General features: G+C 70.5%; 17 protein-coding genes. 13 read left to right on the top strand and 4 right to left on the bottom strand.

Features of this window, described 5'->3' with window-relative positions:
- The first annotated feature begins 137 nt into the window (after window positions 1-137).
- The 3 genes from dctP to HL658_RS00990 are packed head-to-tail and all read left to right on the top strand — an operon-like array spanning window position 138 to window position 4,337.
- Window positions 138-1,121 carry a TRAP transporter substrate-binding protein DctP gene (gene dctP, locus HL658_RS01000; protein WP_180287615.1) on the top strand — a complete coding sequence of 328 codons (984 nt, stop codon included), beginning with the start codon at window positions 138-140 and terminating at the stop codon, window positions 1,119-1,121.
- Window positions 1,118-3,574, top strand: a complete 2,457-nt coding sequence (locus HL658_RS00995) for a PAS domain S-box protein (RefSeq protein WP_180280031.1) — start codon at window positions 1,118-1,120, stop codon at window positions 3,572-3,574. Before dctP ends, HL658_RS00995 begins: the two co-directional genes overlap by 4 nt.
- A 34-nt stretch (window positions 3,575-3,608) precedes the next feature.
- Window positions 3,609-4,337, top strand: a complete 729-nt coding sequence (locus HL658_RS00990) for a GNAT family N-acetyltransferase (protein ID WP_180280030.1) — start codon at window positions 3,609-3,611, stop codon at window positions 4,335-4,337.
- On the opposite strand, the gene HL658_RS00985 is transcribed toward HL658_RS00990, so the two are convergent.
- Window positions 4,312-5,172, bottom strand: a complete 861-nt coding sequence (locus tag HL658_RS00985) for an SDR family oxidoreductase (protein WP_180280029.1) — start codon at window positions 5,170-5,172, stop codon at window positions 4,312-4,314. The two genes, HL658_RS00990 and HL658_RS00985, sit on opposite strands and share 26 nt — an antisense overlap.
- A gap of 89 nt (window positions 5,173-5,261) precedes the next feature.
- Between HL658_RS00985 and HL658_RS00980 the strand changes: the two genes are divergently transcribed.
- The 5 genes from HL658_RS00980 to HL658_RS00960 all read left to right on the top strand — a co-directional run bounded on the left by HL658_RS00980 (window position 5,262) and on the right by HL658_RS00960 (window position 11,493).
- A complete protein-coding gene (locus HL658_RS00980; protein WP_180280028.1) occupies window positions 5,262-5,660 on the top strand; it encodes a winged helix-turn-helix transcriptional regulator in 399 nt (132 codons plus the stop codon).
- Window positions 5,661-5,697: 37 nt separating this feature from the next.
- Entirely contained in the window at window positions 5,698-6,978 is a 1,281-nt protein-coding gene (locus HL658_RS00975; protein WP_180280027.1) for an ABC transporter substrate-binding protein, read from the top strand.
- Window positions 6,975-7,892 carry a carbohydrate ABC transporter permease gene (locus HL658_RS00970; protein WP_343054977.1) on the top strand — a complete coding sequence of 306 codons (918 nt, stop codon included), beginning with the start codon at window positions 6,975-6,977 and terminating at the stop codon, window positions 7,890-7,892. The genes HL658_RS00975 and HL658_RS00970 overlap by 4 nt, the downstream gene beginning before the upstream one ends.
- Window positions 7,889-8,722: a carbohydrate ABC transporter permease gene (locus HL658_RS00965; protein WP_343054976.1), complete on the top strand. Its 834-nt coding sequence runs from the start codon at window positions 7,889-7,891 to the stop codon at window positions 8,720-8,722. Before HL658_RS00970 ends, HL658_RS00965 begins: the two co-directional genes overlap by 4 nt.
- A gap of 113 nt (window positions 8,723-8,835) precedes the next feature.
- Entirely contained in the window at window positions 8,836-11,493 is a 2,658-nt protein-coding gene (locus tag HL658_RS00960) for a glycosyltransferase (RefSeq protein WP_180280026.1), read from the top strand.
- A 58-nt stretch (window positions 11,494-11,551) separates the two neighbouring features.
- Here HL658_RS00960 and HL658_RS00955 read toward each other — a convergent pair whose 3' ends face one another.
- Complete coding sequence (locus HL658_RS00955; RefSeq protein WP_180280025.1) at window positions 11,552-12,643, bottom strand: alkene reductase; 1,092 nt, start codon at window positions 12,641-12,643, stop codon at window positions 11,552-11,554.
- Window positions 12,644-12,763: 120 nt separating this feature from the next.
- Complete coding sequence (locus tag HL658_RS00950; RefSeq protein WP_180280024.1) at window positions 12,764-14,743, bottom strand: nitrate- and nitrite sensing domain-containing protein; 1,980 nt, start codon at window positions 14,741-14,743, stop codon at window positions 12,764-12,766.
- Between the two features lie 374 nt (window positions 14,744-15,117).
- On the opposite strand from HL658_RS00950, the gene HL658_RS00945 reads away from it, so the two are divergent.
- Window positions 15,118-15,324 (top strand): hypothetical protein, encoded by a 207-nt coding sequence (locus HL658_RS00945; protein WP_180280023.1) that lies wholly within the window; start codon window positions 15,118-15,120, stop codon window positions 15,322-15,324.
- Between the two features lie 32 nt (window positions 15,325-15,356).
- Here HL658_RS00945 and HL658_RS00940 read toward each other — a convergent pair whose 3' ends face one another.
- Entirely contained in the window at window positions 15,357-15,992 is a 636-nt protein-coding gene (locus HL658_RS00940; protein WP_180280022.1) for a class I SAM-dependent methyltransferase, read from the bottom strand.
- A gap of 194 nt (window positions 15,993-16,186) precedes the next feature.
- On the opposite strand from HL658_RS00940, the gene HL658_RS00935 reads away from it, so the two are divergent.
- The 4 genes from HL658_RS00935 (at window position 16,187) to HL658_RS00920 (ending at window position 22,225) form a co-directional block, all read left to right on the top strand.
- Window positions 16,187-17,962, top strand: coding sequence for an N-acetylglutaminylglutamine amidotransferase (locus HL658_RS00935; RefSeq protein WP_180280021.1), 1,776 nt, complete (start codon window positions 16,187-16,189; stop codon window positions 17,960-17,962).
- Window positions 17,952-19,703, top strand: coding sequence for an N-acetylglutaminylglutamine synthetase (gene ngg, locus HL658_RS00930; RefSeq protein WP_211109631.1), 1,752 nt, complete (start codon window positions 17,952-17,954; stop codon window positions 19,701-19,703). Before HL658_RS00935 ends, ngg begins: the two co-directional genes overlap by 11 nt.
- A gap of 31 nt (window positions 19,704-19,734) precedes the next feature.
- Window positions 19,735-20,928, top strand: a complete 1,194-nt coding sequence (locus HL658_RS00925) for an osmoprotectant NAGGN system M42 family peptidase (RefSeq protein WP_180280020.1) — start codon at window positions 19,735-19,737, stop codon at window positions 20,926-20,928.
- 154 nt (window positions 20,929-21,082) lie between these two features.
- The gene (locus tag HL658_RS00920) at window positions 21,083-22,225 is read left to right on the top strand and encodes an FIST signal transduction protein (RefSeq protein WP_180280019.1); all 1,143 of its coding nucleotides are present in this window, start codon (window positions 21,083-21,085) and stop codon (window positions 22,223-22,225) included.
- Window positions 22,226-22,228: the final 3 nt, after the last annotated feature.

Below are 22,228 nucleotides of genomic sequence, written 5' to 3'. Positions count from 1 at the left end.
GACCATCGGCCGGACCTTGCGAGGGGGCTAGGTCCGGCCTCGCTTCGCAACATGACGCATGGCATATATCCGCCCGATCGATTAGGGTACGACACGTTGCCATGGGGTGTCCGTCCTTGCTCCGTTGCCTTGCTCTCGTGACGTTGTTGCTGTGCTGCGGACCACTGTCCGCGACTGCCCGTCCGCTGCTGCTGATCTCCACCGAGAACGGCCCCGAGCATGTGCAGACCATCATCGTGCAGCGCTTCGTGGACCGGGTGCGCGCCTGCTGCGCCGGCCGCGTCGATGTGGATTTCCGCAACGACGGCACGCTCTACCGTGACCGCGACGTGCTGTCGGCGCTCGCCCAGGGCAAGGTCGCCATGGCGGTGGCGGGAACCTGGCAGCTCGACCGTCAGGCGCCCGGGGTCGGCGTCTTCATGCTCCCCGTCCTCTACGGGCGGACGGAGGAGCAGGTTCAGCGCATCGACGACAGCCCGGTGCTGGACCTGATGAACCGTGAACTGGAACGGAGCCTCGGCGCCGTCGTTCTCGGCCGCTGGGTCGGGCTCGGCTTCGTGCACAGCTTCACCCTGCGCCAGCCGATCGAGGGTGTCGGCAGCCTCAAGGGCCTGCGCATGCGTTCGCCGGGCGGGATCGCCAATGCGTGGCGCCTGTCGGCGCTCGGGGCGGAACCGGTGCCGATCGCCTGGACCGACCTGCCCTTCGCACTGTCCGACGGGCGCGTGGATGGACTGATCACCACCTTCGCGTCGCTCGACAGCGCCGGCCTCTGGCAGAGCGGCATCCGCTACGCGCTGGAGGACCGCCAGAGCTATTCCATGTATGTGCCGCTGGTGTCGGGTTATTTCTGGCGGTCGCTCGACGGGGCGACGCGCGCCGACCTGCGGACAGCGTGGGAAGCGGGGGTGGAGGACGCCCGGGCCCTGACCCGGGAGAGCCAGGTGAAGGCGAGGGAGCGGGCGATCGCCGCCGGCGTCCGCGTCATCACCATCGACCAGGCCGAAAGCCACCGCGTGCGTGCCAAGCTGGCCGTCGACCAACCAGTGATCGCCCAGCGGGTCGGGGTCGACGACGGGATATTGGCCGCCATGACGGCGGCGCTGGGGACCACCCCATGACCGCAACGGGGCTCCGAGCGCCCTCCGACGCGGCGTCGCCGACCCTGCTGCGCGGCGTGTCGGCCCTGGCCGTCGCCGCGCTGGCTGCTGTCATTCTGCTGCTGGGATCGGAGATCTGGCGGGAACGCAACGACCGCCTCGAAAACCTGCGCTCGCAGGCGGAGCGCCGCGCCATCCTGATGGCGCAGCACGCCGACAGCGTGATCGGCCAGGCCGACGTGGCGCTCGTCACCTACGCCTTCCTGATCGAATCCTTCGACGAGCGGGCCGCGGACGACGGGCTGCAGCGGGTGATGACCCGGCAGCTTCCACCGGGCGGCTGCATCACCACCGTCGACGCGCGCAACGAAACCGTCGGCTCCACCTGCCTGCGCCCCCGCCAGCGGACCATCCCGCCGGAGGAGTTCTCGGCGCACGCGACCGGCCGCGCGACGCTGACCCTGGGCCACGACCCGGAACTGGCCACCGTGGCCCTGCGCCGGTCGGTGGTCCGTCCGGACGGCCGTTTCGCCGGCGCCATACAGGCGATCTTCGACGCCTCCGTCCTGCTCGGCTATGAACGGTCGCTGGGCGGACGCGACGTGGACGCGCTGGCGACCCGGTCCGGCGAGATCGTCGCCGGACCGGGCATGCTCTACGCCGGTCATGCGGCCGGCATCGCCCGGCAGGCGGTGGCGCTGGCGGCGGCCCGGACCGGCGGGCCGGCCGGCGCGGGGGTGGTCGACGGACCGACCATGGTCGTCGCCACCTCGCAGCTGCGCACGCTCCCCCTCCAGGCCGTCGCGGCGTCCCCCAAGGGCGAGTTGCTGGCGGAGTGGACGACGATCGCCGTGAGCGCCGGGCTGATCGCCCTGATCATCGGCGGCGGCGGCGCCCTGCTCGTCGCGGCGATGGTCCGTACCGAACGGGCGCGGGCGGCGACGCTGACCGAGCTCCGCCTGCGCAACCAGGCGCTGGACCAGGCGACCAACGGCGTGATCCTCTGCCGGGCCGGCGGCGGGAACCCCATCGTCTACGTCAACGCGGCCTTCGAGCGGACCACCGGTTACGCCGCCCACGAGGTGATCGGCCGCAATCCCCGCTTCCTGCAGGGCGACGAGAGCCGCCAGCCCGAGCTGTTCACGATCCGCAACGCCTTGAAGGAGGGGCTTCCCGTCCAGGTGACCGTGCGCAATTACCGCAAGTCGGGCGCCTTCTACTACAACGACGTCAGCATCGCGCCGGTGCACGACCCCGACGGCCGCATCACCCATTTCATCGGCATCCAGCAGGACGTGACCGCCCGCGTGCTGGCCGAACAGGCCATGGAGGATCGCCTGCGCTTCGAGCACACGCTGCTCGACACCATCCCCCTGCCGGTGTTCTCCGTGGATCTGGACGGCGTCTTCATCGCCGCCAACCGCGCCTTCGAGGAGGTCCTGGGACAGCCGCGCGGCAGTCTGCAGGGCCGCCGGGTGCGCGACGTGATCCCCGACGATCCCGACGGCCTGCATGCCGACGCGGACCGGCGTTTGATCGAACGTGGGGGATCCATCACCTACGAGACGCGCATCCAACTCGCCGACGGAACATTGCACGACATCATCGTCAAGAAGGCGGCCTTCCTCAACGCCTCGTCGCGCACGGCGGGGCTGGTCGGGGTGTTCAGCGACATCACCGACATGAAACGCCGGGAGACGGAGCTGGCCCGGCTGGTCGAGCAGCGCGACCACGAGCGCATCCGCGCGGAGGAGGCGAGCCGCGCCAAATCCAACTTCCTCGCCTGCATGAGCCATGAGTTGCGCACGCCGCTGAACGCCATCCTCGGCTTCTCGGAGATCATCCGCGAGCGGGTGTTCGGCGACGACTGGACGCGATACGCCGAGTATGCCGGCGACATCCACGACAGCGGCAGCCACCTGCTGGCGCTGATCAACGACATCCTCGATCTGTCGAAGATCGAGGCGGGGAAGCTCGATCTGGCGCCGGTCCCGCTGGGTGTCGAGCCGGTGGTCGAATCGGTGGTGCGCCTGGTCCGCCAGCGGGCGGCCGACCACGGCCATACGATGAGCGTGGATTACGGCGACACCGCCGGCCTGATGCTGTTCGCCGACGACCGGGCGGTGCGCCAGATCCTGTTCAACCTGTTGTCCAACGCCATCAAGTTCACACCGGACAAGGGCCACATCGCGGTGATCTGCTGCAGTGCCGGCCCCGATGCCGTGGCGCTCGCCGTGTCCGACAACGGCATCGGCATTCCGGCCGACCGCATCCAGATGGTGCTGAAGCCGTTCGAGCGGATCGGCGACGCCTACACCCGCAAGCAGGAGGGCACCGGCCTCGGCCTGTCGCTGGTGGATTCCCTGGTGAGCGCGCTGCATGGTAGCCTGCACATCGACAGCACGTTGGGCGCCGGAACGACGGTCACCGTCACCCTTCCCAGCGTGCGCAAGGCGGGGGTGAAGGCGGCCTGAACACCGCGCCCGGCCCGCCACATGGAAGGAGCCCATGGAAACACCCGTCAACCCGCTGAGACAGCCGGTGGGATTCCCGCTGCCGGACTGGACGCCCCGCCCGCTGCCGCCGCGCACATCGATGGGCGGCCGCTTCTGCCGGGTGGAGCCGCTGGACACCGACCGCCACGCGGCGCAGCTCTTCGATGCCTGCGCGCTCGACGCCGAAGGGCGGAACTGGACCTATCTCGGCTACGGCCCCTTTGCGGATTTCGACTCCTACCGGACCTGGATGGCGGGTGTGGTCGCCGGCAGCGACCCGCTGTTCCACGCCGTGGTCGATGCCGCCACCGGACGGGCGGTCGGGGTGGCCGCCTATCTGCGCATCGACCGGGGGTCCGGCGTCATCGAGGTCGGGCACCTCAACTTCTCCCCCCTGATGCAGCGCAGCCCGGTCGCCACCGAGGCGATGGCGCTGATGATGCGCCGCGCCTTCGACGAGCTGGGCTACCGCCGCTACGAGTGGAAGTGCGACAGCCTGAACGCCCCCTCCCGCGCCGCGGCGGAGCGGCTGGGGTTCACCTACGAGGGAACGTTCCGGCAGGCCATCGTCTACAAGGGCCGCAACCGCGACACCGCCTGGTACTCCATCACCGACCGCGAATGGCCGGCCATCCGCGCCGCCTTCGGCGCGTGGCTGGATCCGGCCAACTTCGACGCGGACGGGCGGCAGATCCGGCGGCTGTCGGACCTGCGGCTCAGCCCGTCGCCAGAGCCGCGCTGATCGAGGCCGCCAGCGGCGTGGTCGGGCGCCCGATCAGCCGGCCGAGCGCGCCGCCGTCGTCGAACAGGGCACCGCCGGCCGCCGCCGCGTCGGACTGGGCGATCAGGTCGGCGAGCCCCTCCGGCAGGCCGGCGTGCAGCAGGATCCCCCGGTACTCCGCCTCCGGCAGGTTGTTGTAGGGGATCGCGCGGCCGGTCTGGCGCGACAGTTCGGCCGCGAACTCCGCCAGCGTGAAGGCGCCGTCTCCGGCCAGCTCGTAGACACGGCCCGCCGGCAGCTCCGCCGCGGTCAGCACCGCGGCGGCGGCCTCGGCGTAGTCGGCGCGGGCGGCGGACGCGATCCGCCCCTCCCCGGCACTGCCCAGCACCACCCCGTGCTGAAGGGCCACGGGGACGGAGGCCGTGTAATTCTCCGTGTACCAGCCGTTGCGCAACAGCGCGTGCGGAATGCCGCTCGCCGCCAGCAGCTCCTCCGTCGCGCGGTGTTCCACGGCGACGCCGAGGGCGGAGCTGTCGGCACGAAGGACGCTGGTGTAGGCGATGAAGGGAACCCCGGCGGCCTTGGCGGCCTCGATCACCGCGCGGTGCTGTGGCAGGCGGCGGCCGATGGCGTTGCCGGAGATCAGCAGCAGCCGGTCGATGCCGGCGAGTGCGGTGGCCAGCGTGTCCGGCTCGTCATAGTCGGCGCGGCGGACGGTGACACCCTTGGCCGCGAGGTCCGCCGCCTTGGCGGGGTCGCGAACGAGGGCGACGATGTCCCCGGCGGCAACCCGGCGCAACAGAGCGTCGATGACGAGCCGGCCAAGCTGGCCGGTGGCTCCGGTGACGGCGATCATGATGGGCATCCTCGGCTTGTGTGGAACGAAGCCGCAAGTTAAACTCGTACCGTCCATCCTGGAAGTACGCACAAAAAAGTTAGTGTCCAATGACCGATCCGCACCCGCGTGAAAGCCTCTCCGACCAGATCCGCCGCGGCGCGCTTCTCAGCACCGACTGTCCGTCGCGCGAGGTGCTGAAGCGCATGACCAGTCTGTGGGGCCTGCTGGTTCTGATGATCCTGCGCGACGGCACCCGCCGATTCAGCGACCTGCGCCGGGCGGCCGCCGGGGTCAGCGAGAAGATGCTGGCCCAGACCCTGCAGGGGCTGGAGGCCGACGGCCTGATCGACCGCCACGCCTTCCCCGTCATCCCGCCGCACGTCGAATACAGCCTGACACCCCTGGGGATCGAGGCGGCGGAGCGCGTGGCGGCGCTGGCCGACTGGGTCGAGGTGAACCTGCCGCGGGTGATGGAGGCCCGCGCGACGCGGCTCGCGGCGGAGTAGGACGGAACTCACCGCACGCCCCCCCGTTGCCTTGGACATGGCCGCAACCCGCCCCATCGCCGCACTCGCCACCGCGCTGACGATCGCTGTCCCGGCCCTCGTCACCGGCGCCCCGCAGGCCGCCACCATCACCGTCGCCTGCTCGGCCCTCGGCATCGGCCAGCGGCTGTGCCGGGAGGGGGCGGAGGCCTGGGCCGCGGGGTCGGGCAACACCGTGCGCTTCGTCGCCATGCCCAAGGCGGCCGGCGACCAGTTGGCGCTCTACCAGCAGCTTCTGGCCGCCGGGTCCGGCGACATCGACGTGTTGCAGATCGACGTGGTGTGGCCGGGCCTGCTGGCCGGCTATCTCGCGGACCTGTCGGGGCGGGTGCCGCCGGGCACGCTGGACGCCCATCTCAAACCGCTGGCCGACAACGCGACCGTCAAAGGCCGGCTGGTCGCCCTGCCCTGGTTCACCGACGTGGGTCTGCTCTACCACCGCACCGACTTGCTCGCCCGCTATGGCCGCGCCGTGCCGAAGAGCTGGGCCGAGTTGGAGGAAACCGCCCGCATCGTGCAGCGGGGGGAGCGTGCCGCCGGCCGCGACCGGCTGTGGGGCTATGTCTGGCAGGGCCGCGCCTATGAGGGGCTGACCGTCAACGCGCTGGAATGGGTGGACAGTTTCGGCGGCGGCTTCATCGCGCCCGACGGGCGGGTGACCGTCACCGAGCCGCCAGTGGTGGACGCCATCGCCATGGCCGCCGGCTGGGTCGGGACCATCAGCCCGGTCGGCGTGCTCAACTACACCGAGGAGGAGGCGCGCGGCGTCTTCCAGTCCGGCAACGCGGTGTTCATGCGCAACTGGCCCTACGCCTGGCCGCTCGCCAACGCCGCCGACAGCCCGGTGCGCGGCGTGGTCGGCGTCTCCCCCCTGCCCGCCGGCCCCGGCGGCCGGGCGAGCGGCGCGCTGGGAGGGCAGATGCTGGCGGTCAACGACAACTCCCCGAACCGTGACGCGGCGGCCGATCTGGTGGTCGCCCTGACCGGCCCGACCGAGCAGAAACGGCGCGCCATCGCCGGCGGCTACAACCCCACCATCCGCGCCCTGTACGACGACCCGGAGATCCTGGCCGCCCAGCCCTTCGTCGCGGAGGTGCGGCGCGCGGTCGACACCGCCATTGCGCGGCCGGCGCGCGCCGCCGGCATGCGCTACACCCAGGCGTCCGCCGCCATCCGGGACGCCGTGCACGGGGCGCTGTCCGGCCGGCAGCCGGCGCAGGACGCCATGGAGGAGTTGGACCGCACGCTCTGGCGGATCAGCCGCGGCGGTCGCTGGTGAGCGGCGGGACGGGCACCGACGGTCCTGTGGAGCGCATGCGCCGGCGCGCCGTTCCGCTGTTCGTCCTTCCCATGGCGGCGGTGCTGGCGCTGGTGGCCGGCTGGCCGCTGGCCCGCACCTTGTGGTTCTCGCTGACCGACGCCACGCTGGCGACGCTGGACGACCACGCCGTCATCGGGCTGGAGAATTATTACTGGCTGGGGCTGGATCCGGTGTGGTGGCGCGCGGTCGGCAACACGCTGCTCTTCGCCGGCGTGTCGGTGACGCTGGAGACGGCGCTGGGCTTCGCCCTGGCGCTGGTGCTGAACCGCCGGCTGCCGCTGCGCGGCGTGCTGCGCGCCGTCGTGCTGATCCCCTGGGCCATTCCCACCGTGGTGTCGGCGCAGATGTGGGCGTGGATGCTGCACGACCTCTACGGCGTGGTGAACACGATCCTGCTGGCGCTCGGCCTGATCGCCGCCCCCTTGGCCTGGACGGCCGACCCGGCGCTCGCCCTGCCCGCGGTGATCGCGGTGGATGTGTGGAAGTCCACCCCCTTCATGACGCTGCTGATCCTGGCGGCACTCCAGCTCGTCCCCGGCGAGCTTTACGAGGCTGCGCGGGTGGACGGGGTGCCGGCGCATCGGGTCTTCCTGGACATCACCCTGCCGCTGGTCTGGCCGGCGGTCATGGTGGCGGTGATCTTCCGCACGTTGGACGCACTGCGCGTCTTCGACCTGATGTACGTCCTCACCGGCAACAGCCGGGAGACCATGTCCATGTCCGTCTATGCCCGGCAGCACCTGATCGAGTTCCAGGACGTGGGCTACGGCTCCGCCGCATCCTCCGCGCTGGTGCTGGTGGTGGCGCTGGTCACCGCACTCGCCATCACCGCCGGACGGCTGCGGCTGGGCGACGGGGAGCCGGAGCGGTGAGGGCCGTGCGGCTGATCGGCCGGGCGGGGCTGTGGCTTCTGGTCACGCTCATCGTGGCCTACAGCGCCTTTCCGCTGCTGTGGGCGACCGTGTCGTCGCTGAAGACCGGCAGCGCCCTGTTCGAGCCGTCGCTGTGGCCCGGTCATGCGAGCCTCACCAACTACCGCGACATCTTCACCGTGCAGCCCTTCGGGCGGAACATCCTGAACTCGCTCGCCGTCGCCACCGGGGTGGTCACCGTGTCGCTGGGCCTGTCGGTCACCGCAGCCTACGCGCTGGGGCGCGCTGCGTTCCGCGGGCGGCGCCTGCTGCTGCTGACGGTGCTGTCGGTGTCGATGTTCCCGCAGGTGGCGGTGCTGTCGGGGCTGTTCGAGGTGATCCGCTGGCTGGGGCTCTACAACAGCCTGACCGGCCTCGGCCTCACCTACCTGATCTTCACCCTGCCCTTCACGGTGTGGGTGCTGACCGCCTTCATGCGCTCCATGCCGCGGGAGCTGGAGGAGTCCGCCCTGGTGGACGGGGCCGGACCCTGGCGGATCGTGTTCGGCATCTTCCTGCCGCTGCTCGGACCGGCGCTGGTATCGACAGGGCTGCTGGCCTTCATCGCCGCCTGGAACGAGTTCCTGTTCGCTCTGACCTTCACCCTGACCGCCGACCGCCGCACCGTGCCCCCGGCCATCGCCTCGATGTCGGGCGCCAGCGCGTACGAGCTGCCCTGGGGCCACATCATGGCGGCGTCGGTGGTGGTGACGGTGCCGCTGATCGCGCTCGTCCTGGCCTTCCAGCGGCGCATTGTCGCAGGGCTCACCGCGGGCGCGGTCAAAGGCTGACTTGGGACACCCGTTCTGACGCATCGGCTGGAATAATTTTCGGCGCCCGTTGTTCTTGGCGTTGTCGAGTGGCCGCGCCACTCCCGTCCGAACAACCTCCCTGATCCGCACCCATGAGCACTCCGAAGCGTTCGAAGCGATCCCTCGTGATCGCCGCCGCCCTGCTGGCCGTGACCGCCGGGCACGTGTCCTTCTGGTCCTGGCGCAACGCACCCGTGCCCGTCGAGGCGGCACCGGGGAGGATCGAATCCGTCTCCTATTCGCCGTCGGGCCGCGACTACGACCCGAACGAGAATCCCATCGTGCCGACCATCGAGATCGAGCGGGACATGTCCGCCATCTCCGGTTTCGCCAACGGGGTGCGTACCTACTCCTCGCTGGGGTCCCAGGGCGAGGTGCCGGAGATCGCCGCCCGTCAGGGGCTGGACGTGACGCTCGGCCTGTGGATCAGTGACGACAAGGCCCGCAACGAGCGCGAGATCGCCCGCGCGATCGAGTTGGCTTACAGCGTCCGCGGCATCGACCGGGTGGTGGTCGGCAACGAGGCGCTGCTGCGCGCCGAAGTGACCGACGCGGAGCTGGCCGCCTACATCAAGCGCGTCCGCGCCGCCCTGCCCGCCCGCATCCAGGTCGGCACCGCCGACGTCTGGTCGGAGATCGTCAAGGCGAAGGAGACCATCGACGCCTCCGACTTCATGGGCGTCCACGTGCTGCCCTACTGGGAAGGCGTGCCCGTCCAGAACGCGCTCACCTGGATCCGCGACCGCCTGGACACCGTGCGCAAGGCGCACCCCGGCAAGCCCCTGTTCGTGGGCGAGGTGGGCTGGCCCAGCGGCGGCAACAACTTCCACGACGCCTACCCCTCGCGCGAGGCGCAGGCCGAGGTGGTCCGCAACTTCGCCATGGAAGCCGGCATGCTCGGCATCGCCTACAACGTGGTAGAGGCCTTCGACGGGGTGTGGAAGACCACCATCGAAGGCGCGCCGGGCCCGAGCTGGGGCGTGCTCGACGCCGATCGCGCGCCGAAATGGCCGCTCGCGGGTGCGGTCCCGGCGTCCCAGGGCGAGCGCATGGGGGCCGCCGTGGCGGTCGTGCTGGGCGCTCTGCTGGCCGGTTTCGTCGCCTTCCGCCGCCGCACCGGCGTGAGCTTCGCGCTGGCCGCCGGCATCGGCGCCAACCTGATCGGTGCCGCGGTCGGCATCGCGGTGATCGGGGCCTCGGGTGAATACCTCACCTTCGGCGCCGCCACCACCTGGGGTTCCGCCTTCCTGCTGGGCGCCCTGATGCTGAGCGTCGCCTTCGCCGACCTGACCGAGGTGGTGCGCCGCCTGTTCACCGGCCGCGCGCCGCAGCTTCTGGCCCTCAACGACGCCCCGATCGTGCCTGACGAGGCGCCGATGGTGTCGGTCCACATCGCCGCCTGCCGCGAGCAGCCGGACGTGCTGGCCGCCACGCTGAACGCGCTCGCCCGCCTCGACTACCCGAACTTCGAGGTGGTGGTGCTGATCAACAACACCGAGGACGAGTCCCTCGTCCGCCCGGTGGAGGAGCACTGCGCCCAGCTCGGCCCGCGCTTCAAGTTCCACTGGTACCCGACGATCGCGGGCTACAAGGCCGGTGCGCTGAACGCCGCGCTCCGCCACACGTCGCCCGAGGCCGAGATCGTCGCCGTGCTGGACGCCGACTACACGGTCGCCCGCGACTGGTTGCGCAAGCTGGTGCCGGCCTTCCGCGATCCGTCGGTCGGCATCGTGCAGGCCCCGCAGGAGCACCGCGACGGCCATGAATCGGCCCTGAAGGCCGCCATGACCGCCGAATACCGCGCCTTCTTCGACGTCGGTATGCAGGAGGGTCTGGCGTCGCAGGCCTTCATCTGCCACGGCACCATGATCATGCTGCGCCGCGCCGCCATGGACCGCGTCGGCGGCTGGTCGGAGCATGGCATCTGCGAGGACACGGAGCTGGGCATCCGCATCCTGTCCGCCGGCTACCGCGCCGCCTACACCGACGAGCGGTTGGGCGCCGGGCTGGCTCCCGACAACTTCATGCAGTTCCGCAAGCAGCGCGACCGTTGGGTGTTCGGCTCCACGCAGATCATGCGCGCCCACTGGCGCAAGTTCCTGCCCGGCTCGACCGCGCTGACCCTGCGCCAGAAGGTCGGCTACCTGACCAACTGGGGCCGCTGGTGGTCCGACGCGGTGGGCCTGTTCGCCGCCGCCGCCGCCATCGTCTGGACCTTCGCGTCGCTGGTGTTCCCGCTGCACCTGCCGCCGGTGGAGGCCACCGCGGGCGTGCTCGCCGCCCTGCTGCTGCGCGCCGGCTCCAGCCTCGCCGCCTCGCGCTTCGCGTCGGGCAACACGTGGAAGGAATCGCTGGGCGCCTGCGCCGTCGGCATGGCGCTGTCCACCACGGTGGCGCTCGCCGCCCTACGTGGCCTCGTCCGCCGGCGCGACGCCTTCCGCGTCACCGCCAAGGGCGGCAAGCGGGCCCCCGGCCGCTTCTCGGCCCGGCCGGAAGCGATCCTCTCCGGTGCGCTGCTGGCGTCGGCGGTGACCGCCTCGCTCGCCAACCCGCTGGGCACCCTGTCCCTGGAGCTGTGGTCGTTCCTGCTGGCCGCCATGGCCCTGCCGAACCTGATCGCGGTGGCGCTCGCCGTCGGCGACATGCTCCCGGCCCGCGAGGCGCAGGTCCCGCTGCCGGCCCCGGCCGCGACCGTCGAGTCCGCCCCGGCCGGCCAGCCGTCTCAGGCCCGCCAGCCGATCGCGGCGTAACCACCGGCCTTGCAACGAACCCTCCCCCGTCCGACGATGGGGGAGGGTTTTTTTTTCGTCAGGCCGCGTCCATCGGCGGGTAGTCGATGTAGCCTTTGGCGTCGCCGCCGTAGAAGGTCGCCTGATCGGACTCGGCAAGCGGCGCGTCGCGGCGCAGCCGTTCCACCAGATCGGGGTTGCCGATGAAGGGACGGCCGAAGGCGACCATGTCGGCGTGCCCGCTCCCCACCGCTTCGATCGCCAGCGCGCGGGTGTAGCTGTTGTTGGCGATGTAGGGCCCGCGCCATTTGGCGCGAAGTTCGGCCAGCAGACCGCCGAAGCCCGGATGCGGGCTGCGGGTCACGCCCTCGATCATGTGCAGATAGGCGAGCCCGTGGTCGTTCAGCCGCTCGATGACCGGTCCGAAGATCGCGGGCGGATTGCTCTCCTGCGCGTCGTTGCTGGGGCTGAGCGGCGACAGGCGGATGCCGGTGCGGGCCGCCCCGATCTCGGCCGTGATGGCCTCGACCACCTCGAACAGGAAGCGCATGCGATTGTCGATGCTGCCGCCATAGGCGTCGGTGCGGGTGTTGGTGCCGTCGCGCAGGAACTGGTCGATCAGATAGCCGTTGGCCGCGTGGATCTCCACCATGGCGAAGCCGGCCTCGATCGCGTTGCGGGCGGCGCGGCGGTAATCCTCGACGATGCCGGGAATCTCGCCGATGTCGAGCGGGCGCGGTGCGGGGATGTCCTTGAAGCCGTCGGCGGTGAACGCCTTCATGTTGGGCTTCACGGCGGACGGGGCGACCGGAAGCCCGCCGCCCGGCTGCAGGTCGGGATGCGAGATGCGCCCGACGTGCCAGAGCTGCATGGACATGCGACCGCCCTTGGCACGCACGGCCTCGGTCACCAGCCGCCAGCCGGCGATCTGCTCCTGGCTGTAGATGCCCGGCGTGAAGGCGTAGCCCTGCCCCTGCCGCGAGATCTGCGTCGCCTCGCTGATGATCAGCCCGGCGGTGGCGCGCTGGGCGTAGTAGGTGGCGTTCATCGCCGTGGGCGCCAGCGTCGTGTGGTCGGCGCGGCTGCGCGTCAACGGCGCCATGGCGACCCGGTTGGGCAGGGTGAGCCCGCCGATGGTGACCGTGTCGAACAGCGTTCTGGTCTGCGTCATATCGAACCCTTCCGTGTCGGGACCGTCCGGTCCCCCGCTCGCACCAACAGATAGCGCGTCCGGGGGTGTGGTCGACAAGCCCGACTCCCGGCAGGGCTCCCCGGCGTCAAGGAGCGGGCGTCAAATCCCGGACGTCCCGACACGGACCTTGGCCATGAAGCCGCCGAGGTTGCCGCTCATAGTCCGGGTCAGGGTTTCCAGCTCCTGCGCCGCCTCCAGCACCTGCCCCGCCATGGTGCCGTTGTCGGCGGCGGCTCCCGCCAGCTCATCGACCCCGGTCGCCACGGTCCCGGCCCCGGCGGCGATCTGCTGGATGGTCGCGGCGATCCGCCCGGTTGCCGCCTGCTGCTGGGTCAGAGCCGAGGCGACCCGGCCGATGGTGTCGTCCATGCTGGCGACGATGCCGCGGATGGTGCCGATGGTCCCCACCACGGCCGACGACGCGGACTGGATGCTTTCCACCTGCCGGACGATGTCGCCGGTGGCCTGCGCGGTCTGATTGGCCAACGCCTTCACCTCACCGGCCACCACCGCGAATCCCCGGCCCGCCTCTCCGGCGCGGGCGGCCTCGATGGTGGCGTTCAGCGCCAGGAGGTTGGTGCGGCTGGCGATCGACTGGATCAGGCCGACCACCTCGCCGATCCGGTCGGCCGCCGCGCGCAGCCCCTCGGTCGCCTCGTTCGTCCGGGAGACCTCGGTGACGGCGTCGGCGGTGATGCGCAGGCTCTGGTCGGCTTGCCGGTTCAGGTCCCCGATGGAGACGGCCAGCTCCTCCGCCGCCCGCGCGACCGTGTGCACGCCGGCCAGCGAGTCACGTGACGCCTCGGCCATGCTGGAGGCGCGGCGGTTGACGGCACCGGCGTTCTCCGTCATCCGCGCCGCGTTCTCGTTCATGCGGTGCGCCATCCCGGCCAGCGACGCGACGACCGATTCGCTGGTCGCCCCGAAGTCGTGCACCGCGTCCTCCAGCGTCTGCCGCCGCTCCTCCTCAAGGCGCCGCTCCTCCCGCTGCTGGGCGGCCAGCGTTTCCACATCGTCGGCCCCGCCCCGGTGCAGCCGGATCGCGGTGGCGACCCAGGCCGGGGCCCCCGGCGCGAGCCCGGTCATGGCGCGCATGCCGACCGCGAGGCTGCGGTCACGGCGCGCTTGGGCGACCAGCCGGCGGCGGTCGATGGACACCGCGATCCGCACCCGCAGGCCGCCCGGCACCGGTGCCCGGAAATCGGCCTCCGCCTCCGTCAGGCGCAGCGCGCAGAGGCGGCGGAGATCGACAGCGATGTGATCCTCCACCCCCTTCATGGCGTTGATGCGCTGCGTGGCGAGGTCGAACCAGGCCGGGCCGGTGACCGCGTCCAAGGGACCGGTGAGTCCGACGTCGCGCGCGGTCCGCCGCATCCGGTCGAACGACGTGGCCCAAGGACCGTCCATCGCCGTGCGGTGCGCGGCGAGAAGGTCGGCGGGCGCGTGGTCGGCGAAAATCTGGAAGGCGCGGTTCTGCGCCGAGATCAGGCTGAGGAAGCGCCGGTGCTGGGTGGTGTCGAAACGCCCGGCCGAGAAGGCGGCGACGCCGGTCGCCCGCTCCTGCCCCGCGAACTCCTTGCCCTGCATGTAGTTGAACAGCGCGATCAGCCGCTGCGAGATGTCGGCGTCGGCGGTCACGTCGTTGGCCTCCGACACCACCGCCAGCAGGTTGCCGATGATCAGGGAGAAGGCGGCGATGGTGTCGCGGGTGGTCAATCTCAGGGCACGTCCGTCCCGGCGGAGGGCCGGCAGGCTGTCCAGATCGCGCAGGATCACCCCGATGCGCGAAAAGATGGCAGCCCGGTGCGGCGAGCTGTCCAGCGCCTCGAAACAGGCGCGCACGGCCTGCTCACGCTCCGTGCACAGTTCACCCTGGCGGGCGATCTCGTCGCCGAACATGCGGCCGCCGCTGCCCAGATAGACGTTCCAGGCGCCGCGCTCCTTCTGCAAGTCATGGATCAGGCCACTGATGGCCGCCACGAGGTCGGAGACCACGTGCAGGCGTTCCAGGTTCATCAGTCGACGGTGCTTCGCGCTGACCAGATAGCGCGCGGCGAGGAGCAGTTCCTTGTTCGACACGGGGGCACCCCCTGCACAAGCGTGGGTTCGGACAAGCCGCGCCACCGTCAGGATGAAACCACCCCCGCGGCGCGCATGGACCACCGGCCGGCGTGTGAACGAACCGGCCCGAACGGATCCCCACGATGGGATTTTTAAGGTCCCGACGACGTTGCCGGACCTTACCGCACTGCAATGCAAGGATCGCACCATCCATGAAACCCAACGGTCATGGGCAGCATGGTGCGTTGGAAGTGCGGGATTGCATAAAATCGTACCGAAAGCCGGCGAAAAGTTAGGCTTCGAATGACCCGCTGCTGCACGCCGTCCCGGCAACCTTCCGCAGTGTCCGCGGTTGTCCCCTGGAACAGGACACGACAGGGAGCGTCGCCGTGATGACCGAGGGCCGTATCGTCGAGGAGCAGGGAAGTTTCCGGTCGGTCGAGCGGCAGGGGCGCTTCGCCGTCCTGGAAACCCGCGACGACCGCACAGACGGCAGCGAGTCCCGCCGTGATGTCCAGTGGACGGACGAGGTGGAGGCACGGCGGGTTTTCGGGGAACTGGTGCGCGGCGGCGAACGGCTGGCGCGCACCATCTGGTGATGGGGGCTGGTGACGGGAAAGGATGCCGGCCGTCAGCCCGCCGCTTCGGCCGCGCGCTGGATTTGCAGCACGCTGAACAGGCCGAAGGGCGGCACGGTGGCGATGGTGCGGGCGGTCACGCCGGTGCCGGCGAGCAGGTTGTCGAGCGTGAAGTCGGGGTGCCAGCCAAGCTTGGGCGCGAAGCGCGCCAGCCAGCGCTCCACGGTGCGGCGCGGGCCGGGTTCGGTCGCGGCGAAGTGGTTGACGATCAGGATCTCGCCGTCGGGCCGGCAGACGCGCTCCAGCTCCGCCATGGTGCCCTGCGGGTCGGGAACCACGGTCATGACGTACATCGCCACCACCACGTCGAAGCTGTTGTCGGCGAAGGCGAGCTTGCCGGCGTCCATCTCCAGCAGCGCATCGACGTTGTCGAGCCGCTCGCGCTCCACCCGCCCGCGCGCCACCTCCAGCATGTCGTGGGAGAGATCGATGCCGACGACGCGGTTGTCGGCGCGGTGGGCCGGAAGCGACACGCCGGTGCCGACGCCCACCTCCAGGATGCGCCGGCCGCCGCGCTTGTTGATGTGCGCGATGGCGGCCTGCCGTCCGGAGGCCAGCAGCGGCCCGAACACGCCGTCGTAGATGCCGGCGTAGCGCTTGTAGGCTCGCTTGATCGATTCCGCGTCCATGACCCTCGCCACCTCGTCGCCTATCCCGAACGCCGCAGAATTGCGCCGTTCGCACCCGCGGGGCAACAGCCAGTTTTCGTCCACGTTCCGATGAACCTTCGCCGCTGCCTTGCGTTGTCAAATGGCATGCCCCGGCGGGAGGGAGGTTCCGGCCGGGTGTTTGGTGTTGTTGGAGACGGTTCGGGAGACGAATGATGTGCGGATTGTGCGGTGAAATCCACTTCGGCGGCGGAGCGGCGTCGGCAACGGCCGTCGGCGCGATGGCCGAGGCGCTGGCGCCGCGCGGTCCGGACGGCAACGGCCTGTTCGCGCAGGGACGGGTCGCCTTCGGCCACCGGCGGCTGCGCATCATCGACCTGTCCGACGCCGCCCAGCAGCCGATGGTGGATGCGGAGCTGGGACTCGGGATCGTCTTCAACGGCTGCATCTACAACTACCCACAGTTGCGGACGGAGCTGGAGGGCAAGGGCTACCGGTTCTTCTCCCACGGCGACACGGAGGTCCTGGTCAAGGCCTATCACGCCTGGGGACCGCGCTTCGTGGAGCGGCTCTACGGCATGTTCGCCTTCGCCATCTGGGAGCGCGAGAGCGGCCGGGTGGTGCTGGGGCGCGACCGGCTGGGCATCAAGCCGCTCTACCTCGCGGAGACCCCGGGCCGCCTGCGCTTCGCCTCCACCCTGCCGGCCCTGCTGGCGGCGGGCGATGTGGACACGTCCATCGACCCGGTAGCGCTGCACCATTACATGAGCTTCCACGCCGTGGTGCCGGCGCCGCTGACCATCCTGAAGGGCGTGCGCAAGCTCCCCCCGGCGACTCTGCTGACCATCGAGGCCGACGGCACCCGGCGGGAGGAGACCTACTGGACCCTGAACTTCGGCCCGGCGCCCGGCGACGAGCGGATGAGCGAGGCCGACTGGCAGGACGCGGTGCTGTCCACCCTGCGCCTGTCGGTGGAGCGGCGGCTGGTCGCCGACGTGCCGGTGGGCGTGCTGCTGTCGGGCGGGCTGGACAGCTCGGTCATCGTGGCGCTGCTGGCAGAAGCTGGGCAGACCGGGCTGAAGACCTTCTCCATCGGCTTCGAGACGGTGGGTGGCGAGGCCGGCGACGAGTTCCAATATTCCGACATCGTCGCCCGCCGCTTCGAGACCGACCACACCAAGCTGTTCATCGACAGCAACCGCGCCCTGCCGGCGCTGGAAGGCTGCGTGCGCTCCATGGCGGAGCCGATGGTCAGCCACGACGCGATCGGCTTCTACCTGCTGTCGCAGGAGGTGTCGCGCCATGTGAAGGTGGTGCAGTCCGGCCAGGGGGCCGACGAGATCTTCGCCGGCTACCACTGGTACCCACCGCTGATGGAGGTGGCCGACCCGGTTAGCGCCTACGCCCGCGTCTTCTTCGACCGCGACCAAGCGGAGATGGACCGGATCGTCGGCCCTGCATACCGGGCCGGCAGCGACGTCAGCCGAGCCTTCGTGGAGCGCCACTTCGCCCGCCCCGGCGCCGACCGCGGGGTGGACAAGGCGCTGCGGCTCGACAGCACGGTCATGCTGGTGGACGACCCGGTGAAGCGGGTGGACAACATGACCATGGCCTGGGGGCTGGAGGGCCGCGTGCCCTTCCTCGACCATGATCTGGTCGAGCTGGCCGCCCGCGTCCCGCCGGAGCTGAAGATCCGCGGCGGCGGCAAGCATGTGCTGAAGGAGGCCGCGCGCAAGGTTGTGCCGTGGGAGGTGATCGACCGCCCCAAGGGCTATTTCCCCGTGCCGGCGCTGAAGTACCTGCGCGGCCCCTACCTGGACCTGGTCCGCGACGTGCTGCACGCCCCCGCGGCGAAGGCGCGCGGCCTGTTCGAGCCGGCGGAGGTGGAACGGCTGCTGGCCGAACCGGACCGGCACATCACCCCGCTGCGCGGCTCCAAGCTCTGGCAGGTCGCCCTTCTCGAATATTGGTTGCAGACCCATGGCATCTGAGGCCCCGACGATGACCCGCCGCGCGTTCCGCCTCGACCGCGACCGCCTGGGCTCGCTCCCCGCCCCGCCGCCACAGGCGCCCGGTGCGCGCAAGACCAACGCCGCCATCGAATGCGGCTGGGGCCGGCTGCTCTTCGCTCACACCTTCGCGTCCTCGGCCGACCTGATCGAGGCGATGCGGCAGGAGAAGCCGGGCCGCCGCGACATCGCCATGTATCTGGAGGACCCGCACGTCGTCCTCTCACAGGCGCCGCACGAGCTGTTCCTCGACCCGTCCCACACCTTCCGCCTGCGGCTGGCCGGCTGGCGCGCCCGCCGCCACCCGCGCGGCTTCGACGTGCACCGGCTCCGCCGCCGTGCCGACGTCGACGCCGTGAACCGCATCTACGGCGCCCGCGGCATGGTGCAGGTCGACCCGGAGTTCGTCTGGTCGCAGCGGGAGAGCGACGCGCTGACCCATCTGGTGGCGACCGACGTCGTGACGTCTGAGGTGATCGGCTCCGTGACCGGGGTGGACCATGCGGCCGCTTTCCACGATCCGGAGAACGGCTCCTCGCTGTGGTGCCTCGCGGTCGATCCGCAGGCCGCCTACCCAGGAGTGGGCGAGGCTCTGGTCGGCGCGCTGGCAGAGCGCTTCCGGTCGCGCGGGCGGAGCTTCATGGATTTGTCCGTGCTGCACGACAACGCCAGCGCCATCGCGCTGTACGAGAAGCTGGGTTTCCAACGGGTTCCGGTGTTCGCCTTGAAAACGAAGAACTCCATCAACGAGAAGCTGTTCGCCGGTCCGCCGACCGACACGCCGCTCAACCCCTACGCCATGATCATCATCAACGAGGCGCGCCGCCGCGGCATCGGGGTGGAGGTGCTGGACGCCGAGGCGAACTACTTCCGCCTCAGCCTCGGCGGGCGAAGCGTTGTGTGCCGGGAAAGCCTGAGCGAGCTCACCTCGGCCATCGCCATGAGCCGCTGCGACGACAAGGCGGTGAGCCGCCGCGTCCTGGCCGCCGCCGGCCTGTCGGTGCCCGACCAGACGACGGCCGGGACGCCGGAGGAGGACCGCGCCTTCCTGGACCGGCACGGGCGCGTGGTCGTGAAGCCCCTGCGCGGCGAACAGGGCCACGGCATCACCGTGGACGTGCGCGACCCCGACACGCTGGCCGAGGCGGTGGAGCGGGCGCGCCGCGTCTGCGACACGGTCCTGCTGGAACAGCTCGTCGAGGGGCAGGATCTGCGGGTGCTGGTCATCAATCATCGCGTGGTCGCCGCCGCCATCCGCCGCCCGGCAGAGATCACCGGTACCGGCGATCGCAGCATCGCCGAACTGATCGAGGCGCAGAGCCGCCGCCGCGCCGCCGCCACCGGCGGTGAGAGCACCATCCCCATGGACGCGGAGACGGAGCGCTGCGTGCGCACCGCCGGCTACGCCATGGACGACGTGCTGCCGGAGGGACAGGTGCTGGCCGTGCGCAAGACCGCGAATCTTCACACCGGTGGCACGCTGCACGACGTCACGGACCAGCTCCACCCGGCGCTGGTGGAGGCCTCGGTCAAGGCGGCGCAGGCGCTCGACATCCCGGTCACCGGGCTGGACCTGCTGGTGCCGGACGTCGGCGGCCCCGACTACGCCATCATCGAAGCCAACGAGCGGCCGGGCCTCGCCAACCACGAACCGCAGCCCACCGCCGAGCGCTTCATCGACCTGCTGTTCCCCTATTCGGCCGTACAGCCGGGGCGGGACTGAGCGCGGGCCAAACGATCGCGGAGAGCATGTCATGTCATCCACCACACACACCGAACCGCACCGTTCCCTGTGCATCGGCGACGAGCGCCCGCGCGTCGAATGCCCGTCCATCGACATGGACTATCTGACCGGCTTCCTGCGCCGCCTGCTGGAGATCCCCAGCCCCACCGGCTACACCGACGAGATCGTACACTTCTGCGGACAGGAGCTGCGGCGCCTCGGCATCCCCTTCGAGCTGACGCGGCGCGGCGCCATCCGCGCCGACATCCCCGGCCAGCAGAGCCGGCCCGACCGCGCCATCGTCGCCCATGTGGACACGCTGGGCGCCATGGTGAAGATGCTGAAGCCGAACGGACGGCTGGAGCTGGTCTCGATCGGCACCTGGTCGGCGCGCTTCGCGGAAGGTGCCCGTTGCACCATCTTCACCGACCGCGGCAGCTACCGCGGCACCATCCTGCCGCTGAAGGCGTCGGGCCACACCTTCAACACCGAGATCGACACCCAGCCGGTGGCCTGGGACAACGTCGAACTGCGGGTGGACGCCGTGTGCTCCAGCGAGGTCGATCTGGTCCGGCACGGCTTCAACATCGGCGATTTCGTCGCCATCGACCCGCAGCCGGAATTCACCGGCACCGGCTTCATCAACTCCCGCCATCTCGACGACAAGGCCGGCGTCGCGGTGATGTTCGCCGCGGCCAAGGCGGTGCTGGACGCCCGCGTGCCGCTTCCGGTCGACTGCCACCTGCTGCTGACCATCTCCGAGGAGGTCGGGTCCGGCGCGTCGGCCGTGCTGCACCAGGATGTGACGGAGATGGTCACCATCGACAACGCCACCCCCGCCCCCGGCCAGAACAGCCGGGAATCCGGCGTGACGGTGGCGATGGCGGACAGCACCGGTCCCTTCGACTACCACCTGACGCAGAAGCTGCTGCGGCTGTGCCGGGAGCATGACATCCGCCACCAGCGCGACATTTTCCGCTACTACCGCTGCGACAGCGCCGCGGCGATCGAGGCCGGCAACGACATCCGCACAGCCCTCGTCTGCTTCGGCGTCGACAGCTCGCACGGCTACGAACGCACCCATGTCAACGCCCTGCGCTCCCTGGCCGAGCTGATCGCGCTGTACATGCAGAGCGAACCCGCGGTGGAGCGTGACCGGATGGGCATGGGCCCCCTGGCCGGCTTCCCGCACCAGCCCGTGCACCCGGCCGACAGCGGGGAGTAGGCCGGCGGCGCTGCGCGCCTGCGGCGTTTTGGCCGATCTGTTTCAACTTTTTGTAAAGATCGGCGACATTACCTTCCGCCTGTTTGTAATACGGCCGGTCCTATGCATCCACAAGACGCATAGCCGGCCGTTCCAGCGGTCGGGATGGACAGCCATGCGGGTTCTGCAGCAGCTATCACGTGCGGGCGCGCCGGCGGCCGATGCCCTGACGCCACTCCAGGCCATCGAACCGGATCTGGTGCTGGTGTTCGGCTCGGTCGTGGCGCTGACGGAACCGGGCTTCGCCGAAGCGCTGCGCACCATCTTTCCCAAGGCCGGTCTCGCCGGCTGCACGACCGCGGGCGAGATCACCGCGGACGGTGTGCTCGATGGAAGCTGCGTGGTCACGGCCATCGCCTTCGGTGACACCACCGTGCGGGTGGCGGAGGCGGAGCTGACCGGGCTGTCGGGCTCCCGGGCGGCCGGCGACGAGCTGGGCGCGGCGCTGGCGGATCCGGGCCTCGCCGGCGTGCTGCTGTTCGGGCGCGGCACCGACATCAACGGCAGCGCGCTGATCGAGGGCTTGGTCGGACGGGTCGGTTCGGGCATCCCGGTGTCCGGCGGCCTGGCCGGCGATGACGGGGCGTTCGTGCGCACCTTCGTGCTGTCGCCGTCCGGCGTCTCCGACAACCGCGTGGTGGCGGTCGGGCTCTACGGCGACCGGCTGCGCTTCGGCCACGGATCCTTCGGCGGCTGGGAGCCGTTCGGCCCCGCGCGCAAGGTCACGCGCTGCGATGGCAACATCCTGTACGAGCTGGACGGCGAGCCGGCGCTGAACGTCTACAAGCGCTATCTCGGCGACTACGCGAAGGACCTGCCGGCGTCGGGCCTTCTCTTCCCGTTCGAGCTGTTGAACGAGAACCACTCGGCGGTCGGCCTGATCCGCACCATCCTCGGCATCGACGAGGCCGCTGGCAGCCTGACGCTGGCGGGCACGGTGGCGGACGGCTTCTACCTGCGCCTGATGCACGCCAGCACCGACGCGCTGATCCACGGGGCGGAATCCGCCGCTCGCAGCAGCACGCGCGACCTCGTTCCGACCGGCCCGTCGCTGGGCCTGCTGGTGAGCTGCGTCGGCCGCAAGCTGGTGATGGGCGATCAGGTGGACGAGGAGGTGCAGGCCGTCGCCGACCATCTGGGCGGTGATTGCACGCTGGCCGGCTTCTACTCCTACGGTGAGATCAGCCCGATGCAAGGGCTGAGCGACTGCAAGCTCCACAACCAGACCATGACGGTCGCCGTCCTTTCGGAATCCTGACCG

Origin of the sequence: Azospirillum oleiclasticum (assembly GCF_013423485.1) — a bacterium.
Taxonomy (GTDB): domain Bacteria; phylum Pseudomonadota; class Alphaproteobacteria; order Azospirillales; family Azospirillaceae; genus Azospirillum; species Azospirillum oleiclasticum.
Note: the sequence above shows the minus strand (reverse complement) of the source record. Positions and strands in the feature narration are given on the sequence as shown.

What these genes read in the sequence shown, in the direction of transcription:
- HL658_RS00985 (WP_180280029.1), bottom strand. Translation starts at nt 5,172, where the DNA reads ATGATCGCCGTCACCGGAGCCACCGGCCAGCTTGGCCGGCTCGTCATC.
- HL658_RS00935 (WP_180280021.1), top strand. Translation starts at nt 16,187, where the DNA reads ATGTGCGGATTGTGCGGTGAAATCCACTTCGGCGGCGGAGCGGCGTCG.
- HL658_RS00975 (WP_180280027.1), top strand. Translation starts at nt 5,698, where the DNA reads ATGGCCGCAACCCGCCCCATCGCCGCACTCGCCACCGCGCTGACGATC.
- HL658_RS00925 (WP_180280020.1), top strand. Translation starts at nt 19,735, where the DNA reads ATGTCATCCACCACACACACCGAACCGCACCGTTCCCTGTGCATCGGC.
- ngg (WP_211109631.1), top strand. Translation starts at nt 17,952, where the DNA reads ATGGCATCTGAGGCCCCGACGATGACCCGCCGCGCGTTCCGCCTCGAC.
- HL658_RS00995 (WP_180280031.1), top strand. Translation starts at nt 1,118, where the DNA reads ATGACCGCAACGGGGCTCCGAGCGCCCTCCGACGCGGCGTCGCCGACC.
- HL658_RS00955 (WP_180280025.1), bottom strand. Translation starts at nt 12,643, where the DNA reads ATGACGCAGACCAGAACGCTGTTCGACACGGTCACCATCGGCGGGCTC.
- HL658_RS00945 (WP_180280023.1), top strand. Translation starts at nt 15,118, where the DNA reads ATGACCGAGGGCCGTATCGTCGAGGAGCAGGGAAGTTTCCGGTCGGTC.
- HL658_RS00980 (WP_180280028.1), top strand. Translation starts at nt 5,262, where the DNA reads ATGACCGATCCGCACCCGCGTGAAAGCCTCTCCGACCAGATCCGCCGC.
- HL658_RS00920 (WP_180280019.1), top strand. Translation starts at nt 21,083, where the DNA reads ATGCGGGTTCTGCAGCAGCTATCACGTGCGGGCGCGCCGGCGGCCGAT.
- HL658_RS00940 (WP_180280022.1), bottom strand. Translation starts at nt 15,992, where the DNA reads ATGGACGCGGAATCGATCAAGCGAGCCTACAAGCGCTACGCCGGCATC.
- HL658_RS00990 (WP_180280030.1), top strand. Translation starts at nt 3,609, where the DNA reads ATGGAAACACCCGTCAACCCGCTGAGACAGCCGGTGGGATTCCCGCTG.
- HL658_RS00960 (WP_180280026.1), top strand. Translation starts at nt 8,836, where the DNA reads ATGAGCACTCCGAAGCGTTCGAAGCGATCCCTCGTGATCGCCGCCGCC.